Source organism: Microbacterium sp. cf332, assembly GCF_900102175.1.
In the GTDB taxonomy this organism is placed as follows: domain Bacteria; phylum Actinomycetota; class Actinomycetes; order Actinomycetales; family Microbacteriaceae; genus Microbacterium.
Map to the genome: position 1 here is coordinate 152,329 of NZ_FNKN01000003.1, position 18,386 is coordinate 170,714.

Consider the following 18,386-nt stretch of genomic DNA (forward strand, 5'->3'; position numbering starts at 1 on the left):
GGGGCCATATCTGAGGAGTTAGCGCGCGGGACGATTCGTGACGACAGCGCGGAGCTGCTGCATCAGCCGGTCACGGTGGTGGAAGACGTCCTCGGCGAGGGGGCGGACGGTCGTGTACCCCTGGGCTGCGGCTGCCAGATCTCGTCGCCGGTCGCGCTTCTGAGCGTCCCAGCCCGAGTGATGGGCTTCGCTGTCGCACTCGATGATCAGCCACCCCTCGACGAGGAAGTCGACGCGGCCTACTCCGGCGATATCCACCTGGGTCTCGAAGCGGCATCCGATCGCACGCAGGATCAGTCGGAGAAGCGTCTCCGCCCCCGACTCCGCCGAGGGATCGAGCAGGGCGCGCAGCCTGCGGTAGCGTCGCGGCAGCCGGCGGAAGATCTCCGCGACGTCCTCGCCATCGATCAACAGCTGATGCCACGCGCTGTCGAGCGTCGCGACCGCCGCGCGCGGCTCCTGGCAGCGGCACGCCTGTGCCAGAGCCGAGATGAGGTCGGCCACGACGGACGTCGCCGGGTCGTCATCGTCGCGCCAGTGACGAACGACATGGTCGGGTGCGGGCGGCAGCCTGCTGGATCCGACGCGGGCGTTCACGTGGAGCGGGTGCCGGTCGAGGACGAAGACGCCGAGCAGCCTCAGGAGCGAGACGCAGTCGAGTCGGCATCCGAGTTCCGCCGCCGTGAGAAGGTCGGGATGGGCGGCAGCCGGGAGGTAACGGCCGCGGCGCACCCGGACGAGCTGCCCCGTCGCGAGGGCCCGGTCGATCTCGCTGCGCGAGAGCCCCAGTGATCGCGCGCTTCTCCATTCCTCGGGCAACACAGCCTCAGTGTCGGCCGCCCGGCCCTTGCGCTGAGCCGTAATGCTCATCCCGTGGACAAGCGCACCTGCCGCGCGGTTGGGGAGAGCCCGCGGCCATAGGCGGCGAGCTGCAGCAACTCCTCAGATAACGCGCGGATCGCTGCGGACCGCGGCGATCCGGCGCTCGCGCAACCGCCGATGAGGAGTTGGCGCGGCGGGGACGGGGAAGGTGCCCGGGTCAGCGGGGGAGGGCGGCGACGAAGTCGGCGAGGGCGGCGGTGACGTCGGCCCGCATGTCGTCGTCGGTGATCGTCGGGACGCCGTCGCCGGCTTGCGGGCCGTAGTCTCCGAACGAGGCGTGGCTCGCGCCGGGAATCTCGACGAAGACGGCGTCGGCCGGCAGCAGAGCGCGGTTGTCGTCGACCTTCTGCGGCGTGGTCAGGCCGTCCTCCGAGCCCGACAGGCTCAGCACCGGGTCGCCGGAGGCGGAGAGGTCTTCGGCGCAGTACGACGCGAACAGCACGAGGCCGTCGGCGTCCGCGGCGAGCTGGCAGGCGCGCACGCCGCCGAGCGAGTGACCACCGACGAGCCAGGTCGACACCTCGGGGACGAGGTCCGTGAACGACGACAGCGGCCGCGGGTCGAAGAACGCGAGGTTCAGCCGGGGCCGCGTGATGACGACGGTCACGCTCTCGTCTGCGACCACATCGGCGAGGATCGCGGCATACGCCTCCGCCTGCACCTTCGCGCCGGGCACGAAGATGAGCCCGACCTCGGAGCCGCCGCTCGCGGGCGTCAGCACCACGCTGCCGTCGACCTCAGTCAGCACGACGCGGTCGTCGGCCCGGACCTCGTCGAGCGGGCCCTGCTCGGCGTCCATCACGCCGACCTGGCTCCACACCAGGATGCCGATGACGCCGGCGAGCAGGAGGCCGACCACCGTCAGCGCGACGATGACGAGCACACGACGGGCCCGCGACCGCGGACGCGGACCCGACGCGTGCGAGGGTTCCGTCATCGCGCGTCGGCGCCGATCGCGGCCTGGCGCTGCGAGACGGCCGCCTCGACGAGCGCGAACAGCGGATGGTCGTGCTCGAGTCCCGTCACGGACGCGGTGAAGGATGCCGCGTCCTCGGCGCGCAGCCGCTGCTGCAGCTCGACCGACTGGGGGTCGTCGGCGTCGTCGAAGGCGAGCGCGGCGCCGATCGCCGCGACGAGCGCGTCGACCGGGAGGCCTGCTTCGGCGGCCTCGGCGGCGGGGCCGACGAAGCGCTCGCGGCGCGAGAGCTTGCGGAGCGGCTGCCGTCCGACGCGACCGACCGTGTCGGGGAGCTCGGGGTTGGCGAAGCGGCGCAGGATGGTGGCCCGGTAATCGGCGAGCTCGCCCGTATCGAGGCCGTGCTTGTGCACGAGCAGGGCCGACGTCTCCTCGAGGGCTGCGGAGACGGCCGCGGCGATCTCGGGCACGGCGAGGGCCTCGGCGACCGTCGGGGTGCCGGCCTGCGCGCCGAAGTACGCGGTCGTCGCGTGCCCGGTGTTCACGGTGAAGAGCTTGCGCTCGATGTACGGCTCGAGGTCGTCGACGAAATGCGCCCCCGGGATGTTCGGCAGCGCGCCGCCGAACGGGCCCGACTCGATGGCCCACTCGTAGAACGGCTCGACCGTCACGTCGACGCCGGCACCCGCGGGCTGCGCGGGCACGATGCGGTCGACCGCGGTGTTCGCGAAGACGGCGCGGCCCGAGACGGTGTCCCAGTCGGCGCCGGCCTGCGCGCGGATCTCATCGCGCAGCAGGTCGGTCGCGCCGATGGCGTTCTCGCACGCCATGACGGCGAGCGGAGCCGCCGCCGGATCGCGCTGCGTGAGCCCGGCGAGGATGTGCGGGGCGATGAACTTCAGCACCGTCGGGCCGACGGCGGTCGTGACGACATCGGCCGTCGCGACCGCTTGAGCGACCGCCTGCGGGTCGTTCGCGCTGTTGAGCGCGCGGAAGCCCGTGACGGTCTTGTCGACGCCGCCCTCGCCCACCTCGTGCACGGTGTACTCCGAGGCGGCGTTGATGGCGTCGACGAGGGGAGCGGCGACGTCGGAGAAGACGAGATCGTAGCCGCCCTCGTTCAGGAGCAGCCCGACGAAGCCGCGCCCGATGTTGCCGGCGCCGAAGTGGACGGCGGTGCTCACTGGTTCACCGACGAGAGCAGAGCGTAGAGCTCCTCGGGGGTCTGGGCCGCCTTCAGCCGTGCGACGTCGTCGTCCTCGGAGAAGAGCAGGGCGATCTGCGACAGGATGTCGAGGTGCTCGTCGCCCTTGCCGGCGATGCCGACGACGAACGTGACGGGCTCTCCGCCCCAGTCGACGCCGCCGTCGTAACGGACGAAGGAGAGCGCCGAGTCGAGGATCGCGTCCTTGGTCTCGTTCGTGCCGTGGGGGATCGCGAGCTCGTTGCCCATGTAGGTCGACACGGTCTGCTCGCGCTGCTGCATGGCGTCGAAGTAGGCCGAGGTCACGGCGCCGGCGGACTCGAGCAGGTCAGCCGCCTCCTTCATCGCCTCCTCGCGGGTGACGCTTCCCGAGTGGATGCGGATCTGACCGATGTTCAGGACCTCACGTGCCATGTCTGTCTCCTTCGAGTGGTGTTGCTGGGGGATGACGCGGGGCCGAGGCGGATGGACCGCCCCGGCCCCGGGTCTGGGTTTCGAGCCTACGCGTCGGCGCTGTGCTGCTTGCGGACCATCTCCACGACCTCGTCGTACTTCGGCGAGTTCATGAAGTTGTCCACCGACACGTGCAGAGCGTCGGGGTTCTGCGCCTTCGCCCGATCGGTCAGCTGCTGCTGCGTGATGACCAGGTCGGCGGTGCCGTCGAGGTTCGCGATGGCCTTGTTGACGACGGTGACGTCCTCGATGCCGGCCTTCTTGATCTTGTTGCGGAGCACGCTCGCACCCATGGCCGACGAGCCCATGCCCGCGTCGCAGGCGAAGACGATCGACTGGATGGGCTTGGTCGCCGTGGCGGTGCTGGTGCCCGCCTCGGCTGCGCCGGTGCCGGCGGCCGCGACGCCCGAGGCGCGCAGACCCGAGAGCGCCTCGGAGCTTTTGCCCTTGTTCGCCTCGGTGCGGGCGATCGCGTCCGCGAAGTTGCCCTCGCCGGCCTGCTCGCGAGCAAGGTCGCGCTTGCGGCTGGCGAGGAGGATCGCTGCCGAGACCGCGAAGGTGACGCCCGCCGAGATGACGACCGAGAGGATGACGCCGAGGTGGCTGCCCGGTGCGGTCTGGATGAGCACCGCGAAGATCGATCCCGGCGAGGCCGCCGCGACGAGGCCCGACTGGAAGATGGCGTTGGTCGCCACACCACTCGCACCACCGGCGATGAGCGCCACGATGAGGAAGGGCTTCGCCAGCACGTACGGGAAGTACACCTCGTGGATGCCGCCGAAGAACTGGATGATGAACGCACCCGGGGCGGTGCCGCGGGCGATGCCGACACCGAAGACGGCGATCGCGAGCAGCAGGCCGGCGCCGGGGCCGGGGTTCGCCTCGACGAGGAAGAGCAGGCTCTTGCCGGTCTCGAGCGACTCCTGGGTGCCCAGCGGCGTGAAGACGCCGTGGTTGATGGCGTTGTTGAGGAACAGCACCTTGGCGGGCTCGACGATGATGCTGGCGAGCGGGATCAGGCCGTTGTCGACGAGGAAGCCGACCGCACCACCGAGGACGTCGGTGATGAACTTCATGATCGGCGCCAGCCAGAAGAACGCGGCGAGGGCGGCGAAGAACGCCACGAATCCGGCGCTGAAGTTGTCGACGAGCATCTCGAAGCCGGCGCGGACCTTGCCCGCCCACAGCTTCTCGACCCACTTGAGCGCGAGCGCCGTCAGGGGGCCGGCGACCATGGCGCCGAGGAACATGATGGTGCCCGATGCGCCGACGATGACACCCATCGCGGCGACCGCGCCGACGACGCCGCCGCGCACGCCGAAGACCATGCGGCCACCGGTGTAGGCGATCAGGGTCGGGAGCAGGTAGGTGATGATCGGGCCGACGAGGCCGGTCCATTCGGTGCCGTCCGGGGTGACCCCGCCGCCGAGCATGCGGGAATCAGCCCACTGCCAGGCTCCGATGGGGCCGTCCTGTCCGACCCAGCCGGTGTCGATGAAGAGGGCGGTGATCAGACCCCACGCGATGAATGCCGCGATGTTGGGCATGACCATGCCCGAGAGGAAGGTGCCGAACCGCTGCACGCGGACCCGGACCCCACCTCCCGATGGTGACGTAGACGTCGTTGTCATTTCTGGTTCTCCTTCTGGTGCGGTGCGTTCTGCTGGAGCAGGTTCAGATGCCGGCGGCCTTCTGGGCCTCGGCACGTGCCGAGGCCGCGTCCGTCGCGGTCAGGGCGGCCTCGGCGATGCGGCGCGCGTCGTCGAGGGTGTGGTGGAGCAGGGTGGCGCGGACGTCGGCGAGCGCGGTGGGCGCCATCGACAGGCTCGTGGCGCCGAGGCCCACGAGCACGACGGCCAGCAGCGGGTCAGCGGCGGCCTCGCCGCAGATGCCCACGGGCTTGCCGTTGGCCTGGCCCGCCTTGCCGGTCTCGTGGATGAGACGCAGCACCGCGGGGTGCCAGGGGTCCTGGAACGACGACACCGAGCCGAGCAGGCGGTCGGCGGCGAGGGTGTACTGGGTGAGGTCGTTGGTGCCGATCGAGGCGAAGTCGGCGATCTTCAGCACGTGGTCGGCGAGCAGTGCCGACGACGGCACCTCGACCATGACACCGGCCGTCTTGATGCCGTACTCCCGGGCGATCTCGACGAAGTACTCGGTCTCCTCGACGGTCGAGACCATGGGCGCCATGACCCACAGGTCGGCGTCGGTAGCAGCATCCGCCTCGGCGAGGGCGGTCAGCTGCTCGCGCAGGATGTCCTCGCTCGCGCGGAGGGCGCGGAGACCGCGCAGACCGAGAGCGGGGTTCTCCTCGTGCGCGTCGTTGAGGAACGCGAGCGGCTTGTCGGCGCCGGCGTCGAGAGCGCGGACGACGACCTTCTGGCCGGGGAACGCCTGCAGGAGCTTCGTGTACGACTCGCGCTGCTGGGCGACCGTGGGCGCCTGCGACGAGCTGAGGAAGAGGAACTCGGTGCGGAACAGGCCCACGCCCTCGGCGCCGAGCTCGACGGCCTGCGCGGCGCCCTCGGGCTTGCCGAGGTTCGCCAGCAGCGGCACCGCCGTGCCGTCCGCGAGAGCGCCGGGGGTGAGGGGGGCGGTCGCCGCCGACTTGCGCTCGTCGGCGCGGTTCTGCGCCTGGGCGAGCTCGTCCGCGCTCGGGTCGGTGGTGACGACGCCCTTGGCGGCGTCGACGATGACGGTCGTGCCGTCGGTGAGGTCGGCGGCCTCGGTCACGCCCACGACGGCGACGATCGACTTCTCCCGGGCGAGGATCGCCGTGTGCGAGGTGGGCCCGCCCTCGGAGGTGACGAGCGCGAGGACCATGTCGAGGTCGAGGAGCGCGGTGTCGGCGGGGGCGAGGTCCTTCGCGACGAGCACGAAGGGGTGGCCGGGCTCGGGGACGCCCGGGGCGGGGACGCCGCGGAGGTTCGCGATGACGCGCTGGGCGACGTCGTCGAGGTCGGCGGCACGCTCACCGAGATAACCGCCCATGGCGGAGAGCTGGTCGCGGAACGACGCGAAGGCATCGTGGACGGCGTACTCGCCGGTCTTGCCGGCCTGCAGGCGCGTGGCGACCTCGGCCTCGAGGCTCGGGTCCTCGGCCATCATGGCCTGTGCCTCGAGCACGTCGCGGGCGGCGCCGCCGGCCTGCGCGCCGCGCTGCTCGAGCTCGCGGGCGACCGCGGCGACGGCGTCCTTCACACGGGCCGTCTCCTCGTCGAGGGTGCGCTCGGACTTCTCGTCCTTCGGCGCGGGAAGCGGCTCCGCCATCCGTGCGACCGGTCCCTGCGCGACTCCCAGGCCGATGCCCACTCCGCGAAGCTCACTCATTGCTCTCGATCTCCTTCGTATCGTCCGTGTTCGTATCGATGGTCGTTCATCGTCACTCGTCGTGGTCGGTGGCGAGCAGATCGGCGAGCTCGTCGAGGACGTTCTCGGCGCTGTCGCCGTCGGCCGTGAGGGTGACGTAGTCGCCGTACTCGACGCCGAGTGCGATGACCCCCAGGATGCTCGCGGCGTTGACGGGCGAGCCCGACCCCTTCGCGATCGTGACATTCGCACCGGACTGCTTGACGGCCTGAGCGAACAGCTTGGCGGGACGGGCGTGGAGCCCGTTCGACGATCCGATGCGGACGGTACGCGATGCCTCGCTCATGAGGATGTCCTCTCCGTTGAAGGGATGTCGGTGCTGGAACGTGGGGTGGTGGGAGCCGGGGCGGTGATCAGCGCGAGCGTCCGGCTGCCGTCGAGATCTCGGAAGATGTCGGCGGGCATCAGGATGACGCGCGTCCCGCGAGCGGCCGCGGCCTCGGTGATCCGGTCCAGCTTCGGGATGAGCTGGGGGCCGACGAGGACAATGTCCGCCGCGTCGAGATCGATCGGCAGTGACTGCTCGGTTCCGGCGGTGGCGGTGATGTCCAGGCCGCGCGCCTGCGCCGCATGGCGCACCCGCTGTGCGACGAAGGTACTCGACGCACCCGCGCCGCATACGACCAGGATCCTCATCGACCCGCCTCCTCCTCTCCCCATTGTTGTGAGGACCCTGAGTGTCGGCAAGGCATTCCTGCTTCCGCAGGGGCGGAAGGCGGGTCGGTCCGTGATGGAATGGGAGCGTGACCAGGAGCAGGCAGGATCGCGTCCTCGCGATCCTCGCGCGCGACGGCGACTGGGTCACGGCGGCCGAGCTCGCCGACGCCATCGGTGTCACCCCGCGATCGATCCGGAGCTATGTCACAGCGCTGAACGCCCGCGTTCCCGACGGGGTCGTCGTCGAGTCGGGTCCGCAGGGGTACCGGGTCGGGCCCGACAGCGGCTCGGCGGTGCACGTGGGCGACTCCGGGACGCCCCGTGACCGCCTGCACCGGCTGGTGCGCTCCCTGCTCGACTCGCCCGACGGCATCGACGTCTTCGAGACGGCCGATTCCTTCTTCGTCAGCCCGGCGACGATCGACGCGGACCTCGCCCGGGTGCGCGGCCTGCTCGGGGGCACCGAGCTCAGCCTCGAGCGGACGTCATCGCGGGCACGCCTGCGCGGCACCGAGATGGCTCAGCGGCGACTGCTGAGCCGACTCGCCCACGAAGAGACCGACGACGGCTCGTTCGACCTCGACAGCCTCCGGCGCACGCTCGGTGAGCAATCGGTGGGGGCCGTCGCCTTCGGGCCGTTCAAGACCGAGCTCGTCGACGCGCTCACCGAGCTGGGCTACTTCGTCAACGAGTTCGGCATCGGCGACGTCGTCATGCACATCGCCATCGCCGCCGATCGCATCACGCGCGGGCGCGCCCTCGACGTGGCCGAGACCGATGACGCCGCCTTCCGCGCCGAGGTCGGCGAGATCCTCGACCGTCTCACCCGGCGCCACCTCGGCGTCGTGCTCGGCTCGGGCGACCGCCAGCATCTCGCCGCCCTCGTGCTCACGCGCGTCGTCGCCCCCGGGGCCACCGAGCCGGCGGCCCTCGTCCGCGAGCGCATCGACCCGGATGTCGCCACCGCGGTGCGCGACGTCGTCCACCGCGCGGCGGCGGAGTTCCTCGTCGACATCGACCAGGAGGACTTCGTCCTGCGGTTGTCGCTGCACGTGCAGAACCTCAAGCATCGCGCGCGCGAGCAGGCGTGGTCGCGCAACCCGTTGACCCGGTCTCTCAAGACGACGTACCCGATGATCTTCGAGGTCGCCGTCTACATCGCCGACGCCCTGCGCGGGCTCCTCGGCATCCCGCTGCTCGACGACGAGATCGCCTACATCGCGATGCACGTCGGTGGACGACTCGAGCGCAGCAGGCTGTCGGCGCAGGCTCTCACGGCGACGATCGTGTGTCCGGGCTACTACGAGCTGCACGAGCTCCTGCGTTCGAGCGTCGACCGCTCGCTCGGGCAGTCGCTCGACGTGGTCGGCGTCGAGACGCGCGTCGACCCCGACTGGGCATCGATCGACACCGACCTCATCCTCACCACGATCGCGCCGCCGGTGACGAGCGACCGGATCGTCCACATCCAGCCCTTCCTCACCGACGCCGACGTCGACCGCGTCCAGACCGCGGCCGCCCGAGTGCGGCGGGCGCGACGCCTGGCGCGGCTGCGCGCCGAGCTCGAGCGCTACTTCGACCCGTCGGCGTTCGTCCGCGGGCTCGACGGCACCGGGGGAGAGGACGACACGATCCGCCGGCTCGGATCGCTGCTGGTCGAGCAGGGCATCATCGACGACGAGTACATCGAGCGGACCATCGAGCGCGAGCGCCTCTCGTCGACGGCGTTCACCGATGCGCTCGCCGTCCCGCACGCCATCGGGATGACCGCCACGCGCACCGCCATCTCGCTCGGCATCGCCGACCCCTCGATCGCGTGGGGCGACGGGCGCGTGCAGGTCGTGGCCATGGTCGCATTCTCCGAATCCGATCGTGCCGCGTTCCAGACCGTCTTCGAGCAGCTCGTCGAGGTCTTCAGCGAACGCGAGAGCGTGCAGCGCATCGTCCGGCGGGGGACGACCTTCGGCGCGTTCCTCGACGAGCTCGTCGCCGTCGTCGACGGCTGACGGTCCGCCGTCCCGATCGCCGGCGACGCGTCAGCCGGCGAGTCGCGCGTCGAGACCGAGCCGCACGGCGGGCCACTCGTGGGGGAGGATCGAGTACACGACGGTGTCGCGGAGGGTGCCGTTCGGCCCGATCCGGTGGTTGCGGAGCACGCCGTCCTGCTTGGCCCCGAGGCGCTCGATCGCCGCCCGGGACTGCCGGTTGTGCCATGACGTGCGGAACTCGACGGCGATCACCTCGCAGGCCTCGAACGCGTGACCGAGCAGCAGGCGCTTGGCCGCGGTGTTCACCGCCGTCCGCTGCACGGCGGGCGAGAGCCAGGTGTGTCCGATCTCGACGCGACGGTGCGGCTGGTCGATGTTGCAGAACGTGGTCATCCCCACGGCTGCGCCGTCGCGGACGACGGCGAACGGGTTCATGTGCCCCGCGTCGCGCCAGGCGAGCCGTTGTGCGATGTCGTCGGGCACGGACGCCGGGACCGAGGTGTACCAGGCGTACTCGAGTCCGGCGGTCGCGCGGGCGAGGTCGTCGGCGTGGTCGGTCGAGAGCGGCACGAGGCGGACGTGGTCGTCCGCCAGCTCGATCGGATCGGTCAGCAGCATGTCCGAGGCTCAGCCGTGCCGGTCAGTCGATCTGGGCGAGCAGATCGCGCACGCCGGCCTCGAGTTCGGCGAGCCGTGACGCGGCGTCGGCGGCGGAGTCGCCCCGGACGTCGAGGTACAGCTTGAGCTTGGGCTCGGTGCCGCTCGGTCGCACGAGGATCCGTGCATCGCCCTCGAGCCACAGCCGCAGGATGTCTCCCAGCGGCGGACCGGAGACCGGGGCGGCGAGGTCCTCGAACGACACGACCGCCGCACTGCCGACACGGGTCGGCGGGGCGGAGCGGAGGGCGGCTGTGATGCGGCCGATGACCGCGAGGTCGTCGACGCGCACCGACACCTGGCCGCTCGCGAAGCTGCCGAACTCGGCGTCGAACTCCGCGAGCAGATCGCCGACGGTCCGACCGCCCTCGCGTGCCTCGGCGGCGAGGCCGAGGATCGCGACCGCGGCGGAGATGCCGTCCTTGTCCTTGACCGTCTCGGGGTTGACGAGGTAGCCGAGGGCCTCCTCGAACCCGAAGACCAGGCCCGGCGCGCGTGAGATCCACTTGAATCCCGTCAGGGTGGCGTGGAAGTCGAGACCGTGACGTTCGGCGACGACCTGCAGAGCGGGCGACGACACCAGCGAGCAGGCGAGGGAGGCGCCCGGTGCGGTGCCGCCCGCGGCCGCCCGACGTGCCGCGCGCCAGCCGAGCAGCAGCCCGATCTCGTTGCCGGTCAGTCGTCGCCATCCGCCGTCGACCGCCGCGTCCGGGATCGCGACCGCGAGTCGGTCGGCGTCGGGATCGTTCGCGAGGATGAACTCGGCCCGATGCGCGCGGGCCGTCTCGAACGCGAGGTCCATCGCCCCGGGCTCCTCCGGGTTGGGGAAGGCCACGGTGGGGAACCGGCCGTCGGGCTCGGCCTGGGCCTCGACCGGGACGGGGTGCGGGTAGCCCGCGGCGTCGAGGATGCGCAGCAGCGTCTCGGATCCGACGCCGTGCATGGCGGTGTAGACCCATCGCATGCCCGCGGCACCCGCCGGGGCGGGCGCGACGGTCGCCGTCGCCTCCACATAAGCCGCGACGACCTCGTCGTCGGCGATCTCGTAGTCGGTCGAGCGGGGGAGCGCCGAGATGTCGCCCGCCTCGGCGATCCGGTCGATGTGCGCGGCGATCTCGCCGTCGGCGGGTGGGACGATCTGCGAACCGTCGTCGCTGCCGCCGAGGTACACCTTGTACCCGTTGTCGTCGGGCGGGTTGTGGCTCGCGGTGACCATCACGCCCGCGTCGGCGCCGAGGTGGCGCACCGCGAACGCGAGAACGGGGGTCGGCAGCAGCCGGGGCAGCAGGATGGCGCGCAGGCCCGCGCCGGCGAAGATCTCCGCCGAGTCCTGGGCGAAGCGTGCCGAACCGCGGCGTCCGTCGTAGCCGATGACGACGACGGGCGGAGCGTCCGGGCCCGCCTTCTCGAGCAGGTGGGCGGCGAGTCCCGCGGCGGCCTGCGTGACCAGCACCCGGTTCATCCGGTTGCTGCCCGCTCCCAGGCGGCCGCGCAGACCCGCCGTGCCGAAGGCCAGGCGTGAGCCGAAGCGGTCGATGAGGTCGGCTGCGGCGGCGGCATCGCCCGCCTCGGCCGAGCTGATCACCGCCGCGAGCTCGTCGCGCGTCTCGGGGTCGGGGTCCTGAGCCAACCAGGTCCGCGCCGCGTCGAGCGGCACGGGCGGGGTGGTCGAATCGACGTTCACACCCGCGCCGGGGTCGTCCGTACCGCTCACAGCGCCTCGATAACCCGGGCGAGCAGGGCGGAGATCACCGGTTCGGCCTCGCGGCCCGCCTCGATGACCTCGGCGTGGCTGAGGGGGGTCTCCTGGATGCCGGCGGCGAGGTTCGTGATGAGCGAGAAGCCGAGGATCTCCATCCCCGCCTCGCGCGCGGCGATCGCTTCGAGCGCCGTCGACATGCCGACGATGTCACCGCCCATCGCCCGCGCCATCCGCACCTCGGCCGGGGTCTCGTAGTGGGGTCCGCGGAACTGCGTGTACACGCCCTCGTCGAGGGTCGGGTCGATCGAGCGCGCCACGTCGCGCAGTCGCGACGAGTACAGGTCGGTCAGATCGACGAACGTCGCGCCCTCGAGGGGGGAGTCGGCCGTGAGGTTGAGGTGGTCGCTGATGAGCACGGGCTGGCCGGGGTGCCAGGTCGGCTTGATGCCGCCGGCGCCGTTGGTGAGCACCATGATCTTCGCGCCCGTGGCGGCTGCCGTGCGCACGCTGTGCACGACGCGGCGGACGCCGTGACCCTCGTAGTAGTGCGTCCGTGCGCCGATCACCAGGACGCGCTTGCCCTCGGGGGTCAGGATGCTGCGGAGCGTGCCGACGTGTCCTTCGAGCGCCGGCTTGCTGAAACCGGTGACCTCGGTGGCCGGGATGGTCGCGGTCGTCTCGCCGATCAGCTCCGCGGCGCGACCCCAGCCGGAGCCGAGCGTGAGGGCGATGTCATGGCGCTCGACGCCGCTGATACGGGCGATGTCGGCTGCGGCCTGGCGTGCGACCTCGGTGGGGTCGGCGGCCGGGTCGTCGAGGGGATGCACGGAGGTGTCGGACATCCCCCCACTCTAAGACGAGCGGCGGTCGCGGCACAGGCGTGCGCGGCGGTCGTCGCGGCTGAGGAAGAATGGAGGGCATGTCGCCTCTCAGCTTCGAGCGCACCCAACGCGTCGCCGTCCTCGGCGGCGGTCCCGGCGGATACGAGGCGGCCCTGGCCGCCGCTCAGCAGGGTGCGGAGGTGACGCTGGTCGAGCGCGCCGGCGTGGGCGGCTCGGCCGTCATCACCGACGTCGTCCCCTCGAAGTCGCTGATCGCCACGGCCGACGCCGCCGTCGCCATCAGCGAGGCATCCGATCTGGGCGTGCAACTGTTCGCGCGGTCGGACTCCGGTACGCCGCTCAAGCCGGAGGTCGCGATCAACCTCGCGGCCGTGAACCGCCGTCTGCTCTCGCTCGCCCGGCAGCAGTCCGACGACATGCGCGCGCAGCTCGTCGAGGCGGGTGTGCGCATCATCTCCGGCCACGGTCGCCTCGACGGCACCCATGGGCTCATCGTCGCGACCGGGCCGGGCGGCACCGACTTCGACCGCGTCGAGGCCGACACCCTCGTCGTCTCGGTCGGCGCCTCGCCGCGCGAGCTGCCGAGCGCCAAGCCCGACGGCGAACGGATCCTCACCTGGACGCAGCTGTACGACATGAAGTCGCTTCCCGAGCACCTCATCGTGGTGGGCTCGGGGGTGACCGGTGCCGAGTTCGCGTCGGCGTACATGAACCTCGGTGCAAAGGTCACCCTCGTATCGAGCCGCGACCAGGTGCTGCCGGGCGAGGATGCCGACGCGGCGGCGGTCATCGAGAAGGTCTTCAAGCGCGGCGGGATGACGGTGCTGTCGAAGTCGCGCGCCGAGAAGGTCGAGCGCACCGAGACGGGTGTCGTCGCGACCCTGTCGGACGGACGCACCGTCGAGGGCAGTCACTGCCTGCTCGCGGTGGGCTCGATCCCCAACACCGCCGGCATCGGTCTCGAGGAGGCGGGGGTGCAGCTCACCGACTCCGGCCACATCCAGGTCAACCGCGTCGCGCGCACCTCGGTGCCCAACATCTACGCCGCGGGCGATTGCACGACCTTCGTGCCGCTCGCCTCGGTCGCCTCGATGCAGGGCCGACAGGCCGTCTTCCACGCCCTCGGCGACACCGTCATCCCGCTCGAGCGTCGGCGCATCACCGCGAACATCTTCACCGCGCCCGAGATCGCCACCGTTGGACAGCAGCAGAAGGACGTCGAGTCGGGGCTCGTCAACGGATACGTGCACAAGCTGCCCCTCGCGGCGAACCCCCGCGCGAAGATGATGGGCGTCAAGGACGGATTCGTGAAGATCATCGCCCGAGAGGGCTCGGGCACCGTCATCGGCGGCGTCATCGTCGCGCCCCGCGCGTCGGAGCTCATCTACCCGATCGCGATCGCCGTCGAACGCCGCCTCACGGTCGACCAGGTCTCGCGCGTCTTCGCCGTCTACCCGTCGCTCACCGGCAGCATCACGGATGCGGCCCGTGCCATGCACCTCGTGCAGCGCGACGAAGATCCGCTCTCCTGACCCGCGCCTCGCGGCGACCCCACGTCCGCTCCTGAAGCGCGACGGGGAACGCGCGCGTCAGTCGACCTCGGCGTAGAAACGTGTCTCGGGATCGGCGGCGACGTCGACGCCGAGGTCCACCCCCGCGCGTTCCGCCGTCACCGAGGCGAGCCATGCGTCCGCCGACGCGAGGTCGAGGGCTGGGGGAGCGCAGGCGCTCAGCCCGAGCCCCAGCCCCAGCCCCAGCCCCAGCCCCAGCAGAGAGACGACGGTGATCGCTGGCAGGGGGCGGTGCATGCCCCCACTATTGAAGTCAGGAGATCGTGAGCAGGGGGTGGCCGGCGCCGACCGTGGTGCCCGGCGTGGCGTCGATGGCGCCGACGACGCCGTCCTTGTGCGCCTGGATGGGCTGTTCCATCTTCATCGCCTCGAGCACGACGACGAGGTCGCCCTTGACGACCTGCTGGCCGGCCTCGACCGCGACCTTGACGACGGTGGCCTGCATCGGCGACTTCACGGCGTCGCCGGATGCGGCTGCGCTCGCGCTCGCCGCATGGGAGCGCCGCGACGGCGGCACCTGAGCGGGGCGGCCGACGGCGGTGGGGGCGGATGCGACGCGATCCGGCAGGCTGACCTCGAGGCGCTTGCCCGCGACCTCGACGACGACCGTGTGGCGCCCGGCGGGCTCGGCGGGGGCCTCGAGCTCGCCGTCCCAGGCGGGGATGTCGTTGACGAACTCGGTCTCGATCCAGCGGGTGTAGACCCCGAAGGTGCCGTCCTCGGCGGTGAACGCGGGGTCGCGCACGACCTTGCGATGGAACGGCAGGACGGTGGGCATGCCCGCGACCTCGAACTCGTCGAGCGCGCGACGCGAGCGCTCCAGCGCCTCCTCGCGGGTGCGGCCCGTGACGATGATCTTGCCGAGCATCGAGTCGAACGCGCCCGAGACGGAGTCGCCCGCCGTGACGCCGGAGTCGAGACGGATGCCGGGACCGCCGAACGTCTTGAAGACGTGGATGCGTCCGGGCTGCGGCAGGAAGTTGCGCCCCGGGTCCTCGCCGTTGATGCGGAACTCGATCGAGTGACCGACGGGCTCGGGGTCGGCGTAGTCGAGGGTCCCGCCCTCGGCGATGCGGAACTGCTCGCGCACGAGGTCGATGCCGGTGACCTCCTCGGACACCGGGTGCTCGACCTGCAGCCGGGTGTTGACCTCGAGGAACGAGATCGTGCCGTCCGCGCCGATCAGGAACTCGCACGTGCCGGCGCCGACATAGCCGACCTCGCGCAGGATGGCCTTCGAAGCCGAATACAGGATGTCGTTCTGCTCCGGCGTGAGGAACGGCGCCGGAGCCTCCTCGACGAGCTTCTGATGGCGGCGCTGCAACGAGCAGTCGCGCGTCGAGACGATGACGACGTTGCCTGCGGCGTCGGCGAGGCACTGCGTCTCGACGTGGCGCGGCTTGTCGAGGTACTTCTCGACGAAGCACTCGCCGCGGCCGAACGCCGCGATGGCCTCGCGCGTGGCGGACTCGAAGAGCTCTGCGACCTCGTCGAGCTCGCGGGCGACCTTCAGCCCGCGGCCCCCGCCGCCGTAGGCGGCCTTGATGGCGATGGGCAGGCCGTATTCGTTCGCGAATGCGATGACCTCGTCGGCGCCGGCGACCGGCCCGGGCGTGCCGGGAGCGAGCGGCGCGCCGACCTTCTCGGCGACGTGTCGGGCGGTCACCTTGTCGCCGAGGGCCTCGATCGCCTCGGGCGCGGGACCGATCCATGTCAGGCCGGCGTCGATGACGGCGCGGGCGAACTCGGCGTTCTCGGCCAGGAAGCCGTAGCCCGGGTGCACCGCGTCGGCGCCCGAACGGCGGGCGACCGAGAGGATCTTCTCGATCGAGAGGTAGGTCTCGGCGCTCGTGCTGCCCTCGAGGGCGTAGGCCTCGTCGGCGAGGCGGGAGTGGAGGGCGTCGCGGTCCTGGTCGGCGTAGACGGCGACCGAGGACTTTCCGCTGTCACGGGCGGCGCGCACGATACGGACGGCGATCTCGCCGCGGTTCGCGATGAGGACCTTGGCGATCTCAGGCATGAGTGCCAGCCTAGCGAGCACACGGCCCGCTCTTTTGGATCACTCGCACAAAACGACCGCCGGAACGTGGGCGGATGCCTACCAAGCAGTGGTGTCGTCAGGATGCGTGTGCCGCGTTCCAGAGCTCCGGCCACGCCACGCCGAGCTCGCGCGCGAGGCGTCGCAGCGTCGACAGCGACATCCCGACGACGGTCGAGGGATCGCCGTCGACACGCGTGATGAACGCACCGCCGAGGCTGTCGACGGTGAAGGCCCCGGCGACCTGGAGCGGCTCGCCCGTCGCGACGTAGGCGGCGATCTCGTCGGGTGTGATGTCGTCGGCGAAGGTGACCCCGGCCGCAGCGACCGCGTGCGCCTCACGCGCGGGCCGGCCGGGCTGGACACGGAACACCGAGTGGCCCGAGTGCAGGATGCCGGTGCCGCCGCGCATCCGTTCCCACCGGGCGATGGCGACATCGGCGACGAGCGGCTTGCCGAGCACCTCGCCGTCGAACGCGAACATCGAGTCGCCGCCGATGACGATGCCGTCGAAGTCCGGGTCGGACTGCCCGAGCGACGCGACGACGTCGGCCGCCTTGCGCCGGGCGAGCACCAGCACGTGCTCCTCCGGCGGCAGGATACGACCCTCGGCCTGCTCGAGGGCCGCGACGACCGCTTCCTCGTCGACCCGGGGCGAGCGCGTCTCGGGCTCGATGCCCGCCTGACGCAGCAGCATGAGGCGGGCGGGGGACGTCGAGGCCAGGCACACGCGCATGACTTCACGCTACCCGCGGACCGGGCACCACCCGCCGCGCTGACGGGCTCGGGCGTGTGCGAGCATCGAGGGATGCAGTCCGGCGACCTCCTCGACCTCGACGTCACCGACGTCGCCCACGGCGGCGTGTTCGTCGCCCGTCACGAAGGCCGCGTCGTCTTCGTGCCCGACGCGGTTCCGGGAGAGAAGGTGCGCGCCCGCCTCACCGACACCGGCAAGTCGTCGTTCTGGCGGGCCGAGACGCTCGAGGTCCTCGACGCCTCTCCGCACCGGCAGCCGCACGTCTGGTCTCCCGCCGACATCGACACCCCGCCCGAGAAGCGCCCCGGCGGCGCCGACTTCGGGCACATCCGTCTCGAGCACCAGCGCGAGCTCAAACAGCGCGTCCTGCGCGACGCCCTGCAACGCTTCGGAGGCATCGACAGCGACGTCGTGGTGTCGCCCGCCGGCGACACCGAGAGCGTCGACGGCACGGGGTGGCGCACGCGCGTGAGCCTGCACGTCGACGCCGACGGCCGCATCGGACCGTTCGCCGCGCGTTCTCACCGCGTCGTCGAGGTCGACGACCACCCGCTCGCCACGCCCGTCATCGCCGAGGCCATCGCCCGGGGGCGCTCGGCCGCCCCGGGCCGCCTCGACCTGGTTCAGCCGGGCGACGGGCGCGTGCGCGCCCTGGCCCGCCCCGAGACGCCCCGACGCCGTGGCCGCGGCGGCCCCCGCCCGGCGGTCGATCCCGCTCTGCGGGAGGTCGTCGTCGAGACGGTGGGCGGGCGCGACTTCCGCGTCGACGCCGGCGGATTCTGGCAGGTGCACCGGCTCGCCCCCGCGGCTCTCCGGGACGCCGTGCACCGCGGTCTGCGCGAGGCGGGGCGCGACGCACTCGATCCGGATGCCTCGCACCTCGACCTGTACGGGGGCGTCGGGCTCCTGGCGGCCGCGGTCGCCGAGCTCGGTGGCGCAGGGACGCGCATCACGAGCGTGGAATCGGACGCACGCGCGACCGACCACGCCGGCGAGAATCTCGCAGAGTGGGTCGGCGCCCGCGCCGAGACCGGCCGCGTGGACCGCTGGCTCGCGCAGACCGAGCAGTCCGCGTCGCCCGCCGAGCGCGCTCGGCTGCGCGCCGGGGTCACGGTCCTCGACCCGCCGCGGTCCGGGGCCGGACGTGACGTCGTCGAGGCGCTCCTGCGGCTGCGTCCCGCCACGCTCGCGTACGTCGCGTGCGATCCCGTCGCGCTCGCCCGCGACATCGGCATGCTCCGCGCCGGCGGCTACACCCCGGTGTCGTTGGAGGGGCTCGATCTCTTCCCGAACTCGCACCACGTCGAGGCGGTCGCGATACTGACCGACGGGGGCGCTCTGTCCTAGGCT

At 71.6% G+C, this 18,386-nt stretch carries 17 protein-coding genes; 3 read left to right on the top strand and 14 right to left on the bottom strand.

Annotated elements, in window-relative coordinates; genetic code table 11:
* Nucleotides 1-18: 18 nt before the first annotated feature.
* From BLT21_RS12290 to BLT21_RS12325, 8 genes are all read right to left on the bottom strand, one after another.
* Complete coding sequence (locus BLT21_RS12290; protein WP_256336064.1) at nucleotides 19-822, bottom strand: type IV toxin-antitoxin system AbiEi family antitoxin domain-containing protein; 804 nt, start codon at nucleotides 820-822, stop codon at nucleotides 19-21.
* Between the two features lie 217 nt (nucleotides 823-1,039).
* Nucleotides 1,040-1,819: an alpha/beta hydrolase gene (locus tag BLT21_RS12295; protein WP_091502559.1), complete on the bottom strand. Its 780-nt coding sequence runs from the start codon at nucleotides 1,817-1,819 to the stop codon at nucleotides 1,040-1,042.
* A complete protein-coding gene (locus tag BLT21_RS12300; protein ID WP_091502562.1) occupies nucleotides 1,816-2,982 on the bottom strand; it encodes a mannitol-1-phosphate 5-dehydrogenase in 1,167 nt (388 codons plus the stop codon). Before BLT21_RS12300 ends, BLT21_RS12295 begins: the two co-directional genes overlap by 4 nt.
* Nucleotides 2,979-3,416, bottom strand: a complete 438-nt coding sequence (locus BLT21_RS12305) for a PTS mannitol transporter subunit IIA (RefSeq protein ID WP_091502564.1) — start codon at nucleotides 3,414-3,416, stop codon at nucleotides 2,979-2,981. Before BLT21_RS12305 ends, BLT21_RS12300 begins: the two co-directional genes overlap by 4 nt.
* A gap of 86 nt (nucleotides 3,417-3,502) precedes the next feature.
* Nucleotides 3,503-5,086 carry a PTS mannitol transporter subunit IIBC gene (locus BLT21_RS12310; protein ID WP_091502567.1) on the bottom strand — a complete coding sequence of 528 codons (1,584 nt, stop codon included), beginning with the start codon at nucleotides 5,084-5,086 and terminating at the stop codon, nucleotides 3,503-3,505.
* A 43-nt stretch (nucleotides 5,087-5,129) separates the two neighbouring features.
* Nucleotides 5,130-6,785 (bottom strand): phosphoenolpyruvate--protein phosphotransferase, encoded by a 1,656-nt coding sequence (gene ptsP / locus BLT21_RS12315; protein WP_091502569.1) that lies wholly within the window; start codon nucleotides 6,783-6,785, stop codon nucleotides 5,130-5,132.
* Nucleotides 6,786-6,837: 52 nt separating this feature from the next.
* Nucleotides 6,838-7,110 carry an HPr family phosphocarrier protein gene (locus tag BLT21_RS12320; RefSeq protein WP_091502571.1) on the bottom strand — a complete coding sequence of 91 codons (273 nt, stop codon included), beginning with the start codon at nucleotides 7,108-7,110 and terminating at the stop codon, nucleotides 6,838-6,840.
* Complete coding sequence (locus BLT21_RS12325) at nucleotides 7,107-7,460, bottom strand: PTS sugar transporter subunit IIB (RefSeq protein ID WP_091502573.1); 354 nt, start codon at nucleotides 7,458-7,460, stop codon at nucleotides 7,107-7,109. The genes BLT21_RS12320 and BLT21_RS12325 overlap by 4 nt, the downstream gene beginning before the upstream one ends.
* Before the next feature lie 107 nt (nucleotides 7,461-7,567).
* Between BLT21_RS12325 and BLT21_RS12330 the strand changes: the two genes are divergently transcribed.
* Entirely contained in the window at nucleotides 7,568-9,487 is a 1,920-nt protein-coding gene (locus BLT21_RS12330; RefSeq protein ID WP_091502575.1) for a BglG family transcription antiterminator, read from the top strand.
* Between the two features lie 30 nt (nucleotides 9,488-9,517).
* On the opposite strand, the gene BLT21_RS12335 is transcribed toward BLT21_RS12330, so the two are convergent.
* Genes BLT21_RS12335 through BLT21_RS12345 form a run of 3 tightly spaced genes read right to left on the bottom strand, consistent with a single transcriptional unit; the run spans nucleotide 9,518 to nucleotide 12,670 of the window.
* Nucleotides 9,518-10,087 (bottom strand): GNAT family N-acetyltransferase, encoded by a 570-nt coding sequence (locus BLT21_RS12335; RefSeq protein WP_091502577.1) that lies wholly within the window; start codon nucleotides 10,085-10,087, stop codon nucleotides 9,518-9,520.
* A gap of 22 nt (nucleotides 10,088-10,109) precedes the next feature.
* The gene (locus tag BLT21_RS12340) at nucleotides 10,110-11,810 is read right to left on the bottom strand and encodes a phospho-sugar mutase (RefSeq protein ID WP_371113452.1); all 1,701 of its coding nucleotides are present in this window, start codon (nucleotides 11,808-11,810) and stop codon (nucleotides 10,110-10,112) included.
* Between the two features lie 26 nt (nucleotides 11,811-11,836).
* A complete protein-coding gene (locus BLT21_RS12345) occupies nucleotides 11,837-12,670 on the bottom strand; it encodes a purine-nucleoside phosphorylase (protein ID WP_091502579.1) in 834 nt (277 codons plus the stop codon).
* Between the two features lie 68 nt (nucleotides 12,671-12,738).
* Here BLT21_RS12345 and BLT21_RS12350 point away from each other — a divergent pair, with 68 nt between their 5' ends.
* Nucleotides 12,739-14,202 carry an NAD(P)H-quinone dehydrogenase gene (locus BLT21_RS12350; protein WP_091502581.1) on the top strand — a complete coding sequence of 488 codons (1,464 nt, stop codon included), beginning with the start codon at nucleotides 12,739-12,741 and terminating at the stop codon, nucleotides 14,200-14,202.
* A 57-nt stretch (nucleotides 14,203-14,259) separates the two neighbouring features.
* On the opposite strand, the gene BLT21_RS12355 is transcribed toward BLT21_RS12350, so the two are convergent.
* The 3 genes from BLT21_RS12355 to BLT21_RS12365 form a co-directional block, all read right to left on the bottom strand.
* Entirely contained in the window at nucleotides 14,260-14,478 is a 219-nt protein-coding gene (locus BLT21_RS12355) for a hypothetical protein (RefSeq protein ID WP_091502583.1), read from the bottom strand.
* A 16-nt stretch (nucleotides 14,479-14,494) separates the two neighbouring features.
* Nucleotides 14,495-16,261, bottom strand: a complete 1,767-nt coding sequence (locus BLT21_RS12360; RefSeq protein ID WP_091502587.1) for an acetyl/propionyl/methylcrotonyl-CoA carboxylase subunit alpha — start codon at nucleotides 16,259-16,261, stop codon at nucleotides 14,495-14,497.
* A 97-nt stretch (nucleotides 16,262-16,358) separates the two neighbouring features.
* Nucleotides 16,359-17,015 carry a Maf family protein gene (locus BLT21_RS12365; RefSeq protein WP_091502589.1) on the bottom strand — a complete coding sequence of 219 codons (657 nt, stop codon included), beginning with the start codon at nucleotides 17,013-17,015 and terminating at the stop codon, nucleotides 16,359-16,361.
* Between the two features lie 72 nt (nucleotides 17,016-17,087).
* Here BLT21_RS12365 and BLT21_RS12370 point away from each other — a divergent pair, with 72 nt between their 5' ends.
* On the top strand, nucleotides 17,088-18,383 hold the full coding sequence (locus BLT21_RS12370) for a class I SAM-dependent RNA methyltransferase (protein WP_091502591.1): 1,296 nt from the start codon (nucleotides 17,088-17,090) through the stop codon (nucleotides 18,381-18,383).
* Nucleotides 18,384-18,386 lie beyond the last annotated feature (3 nt).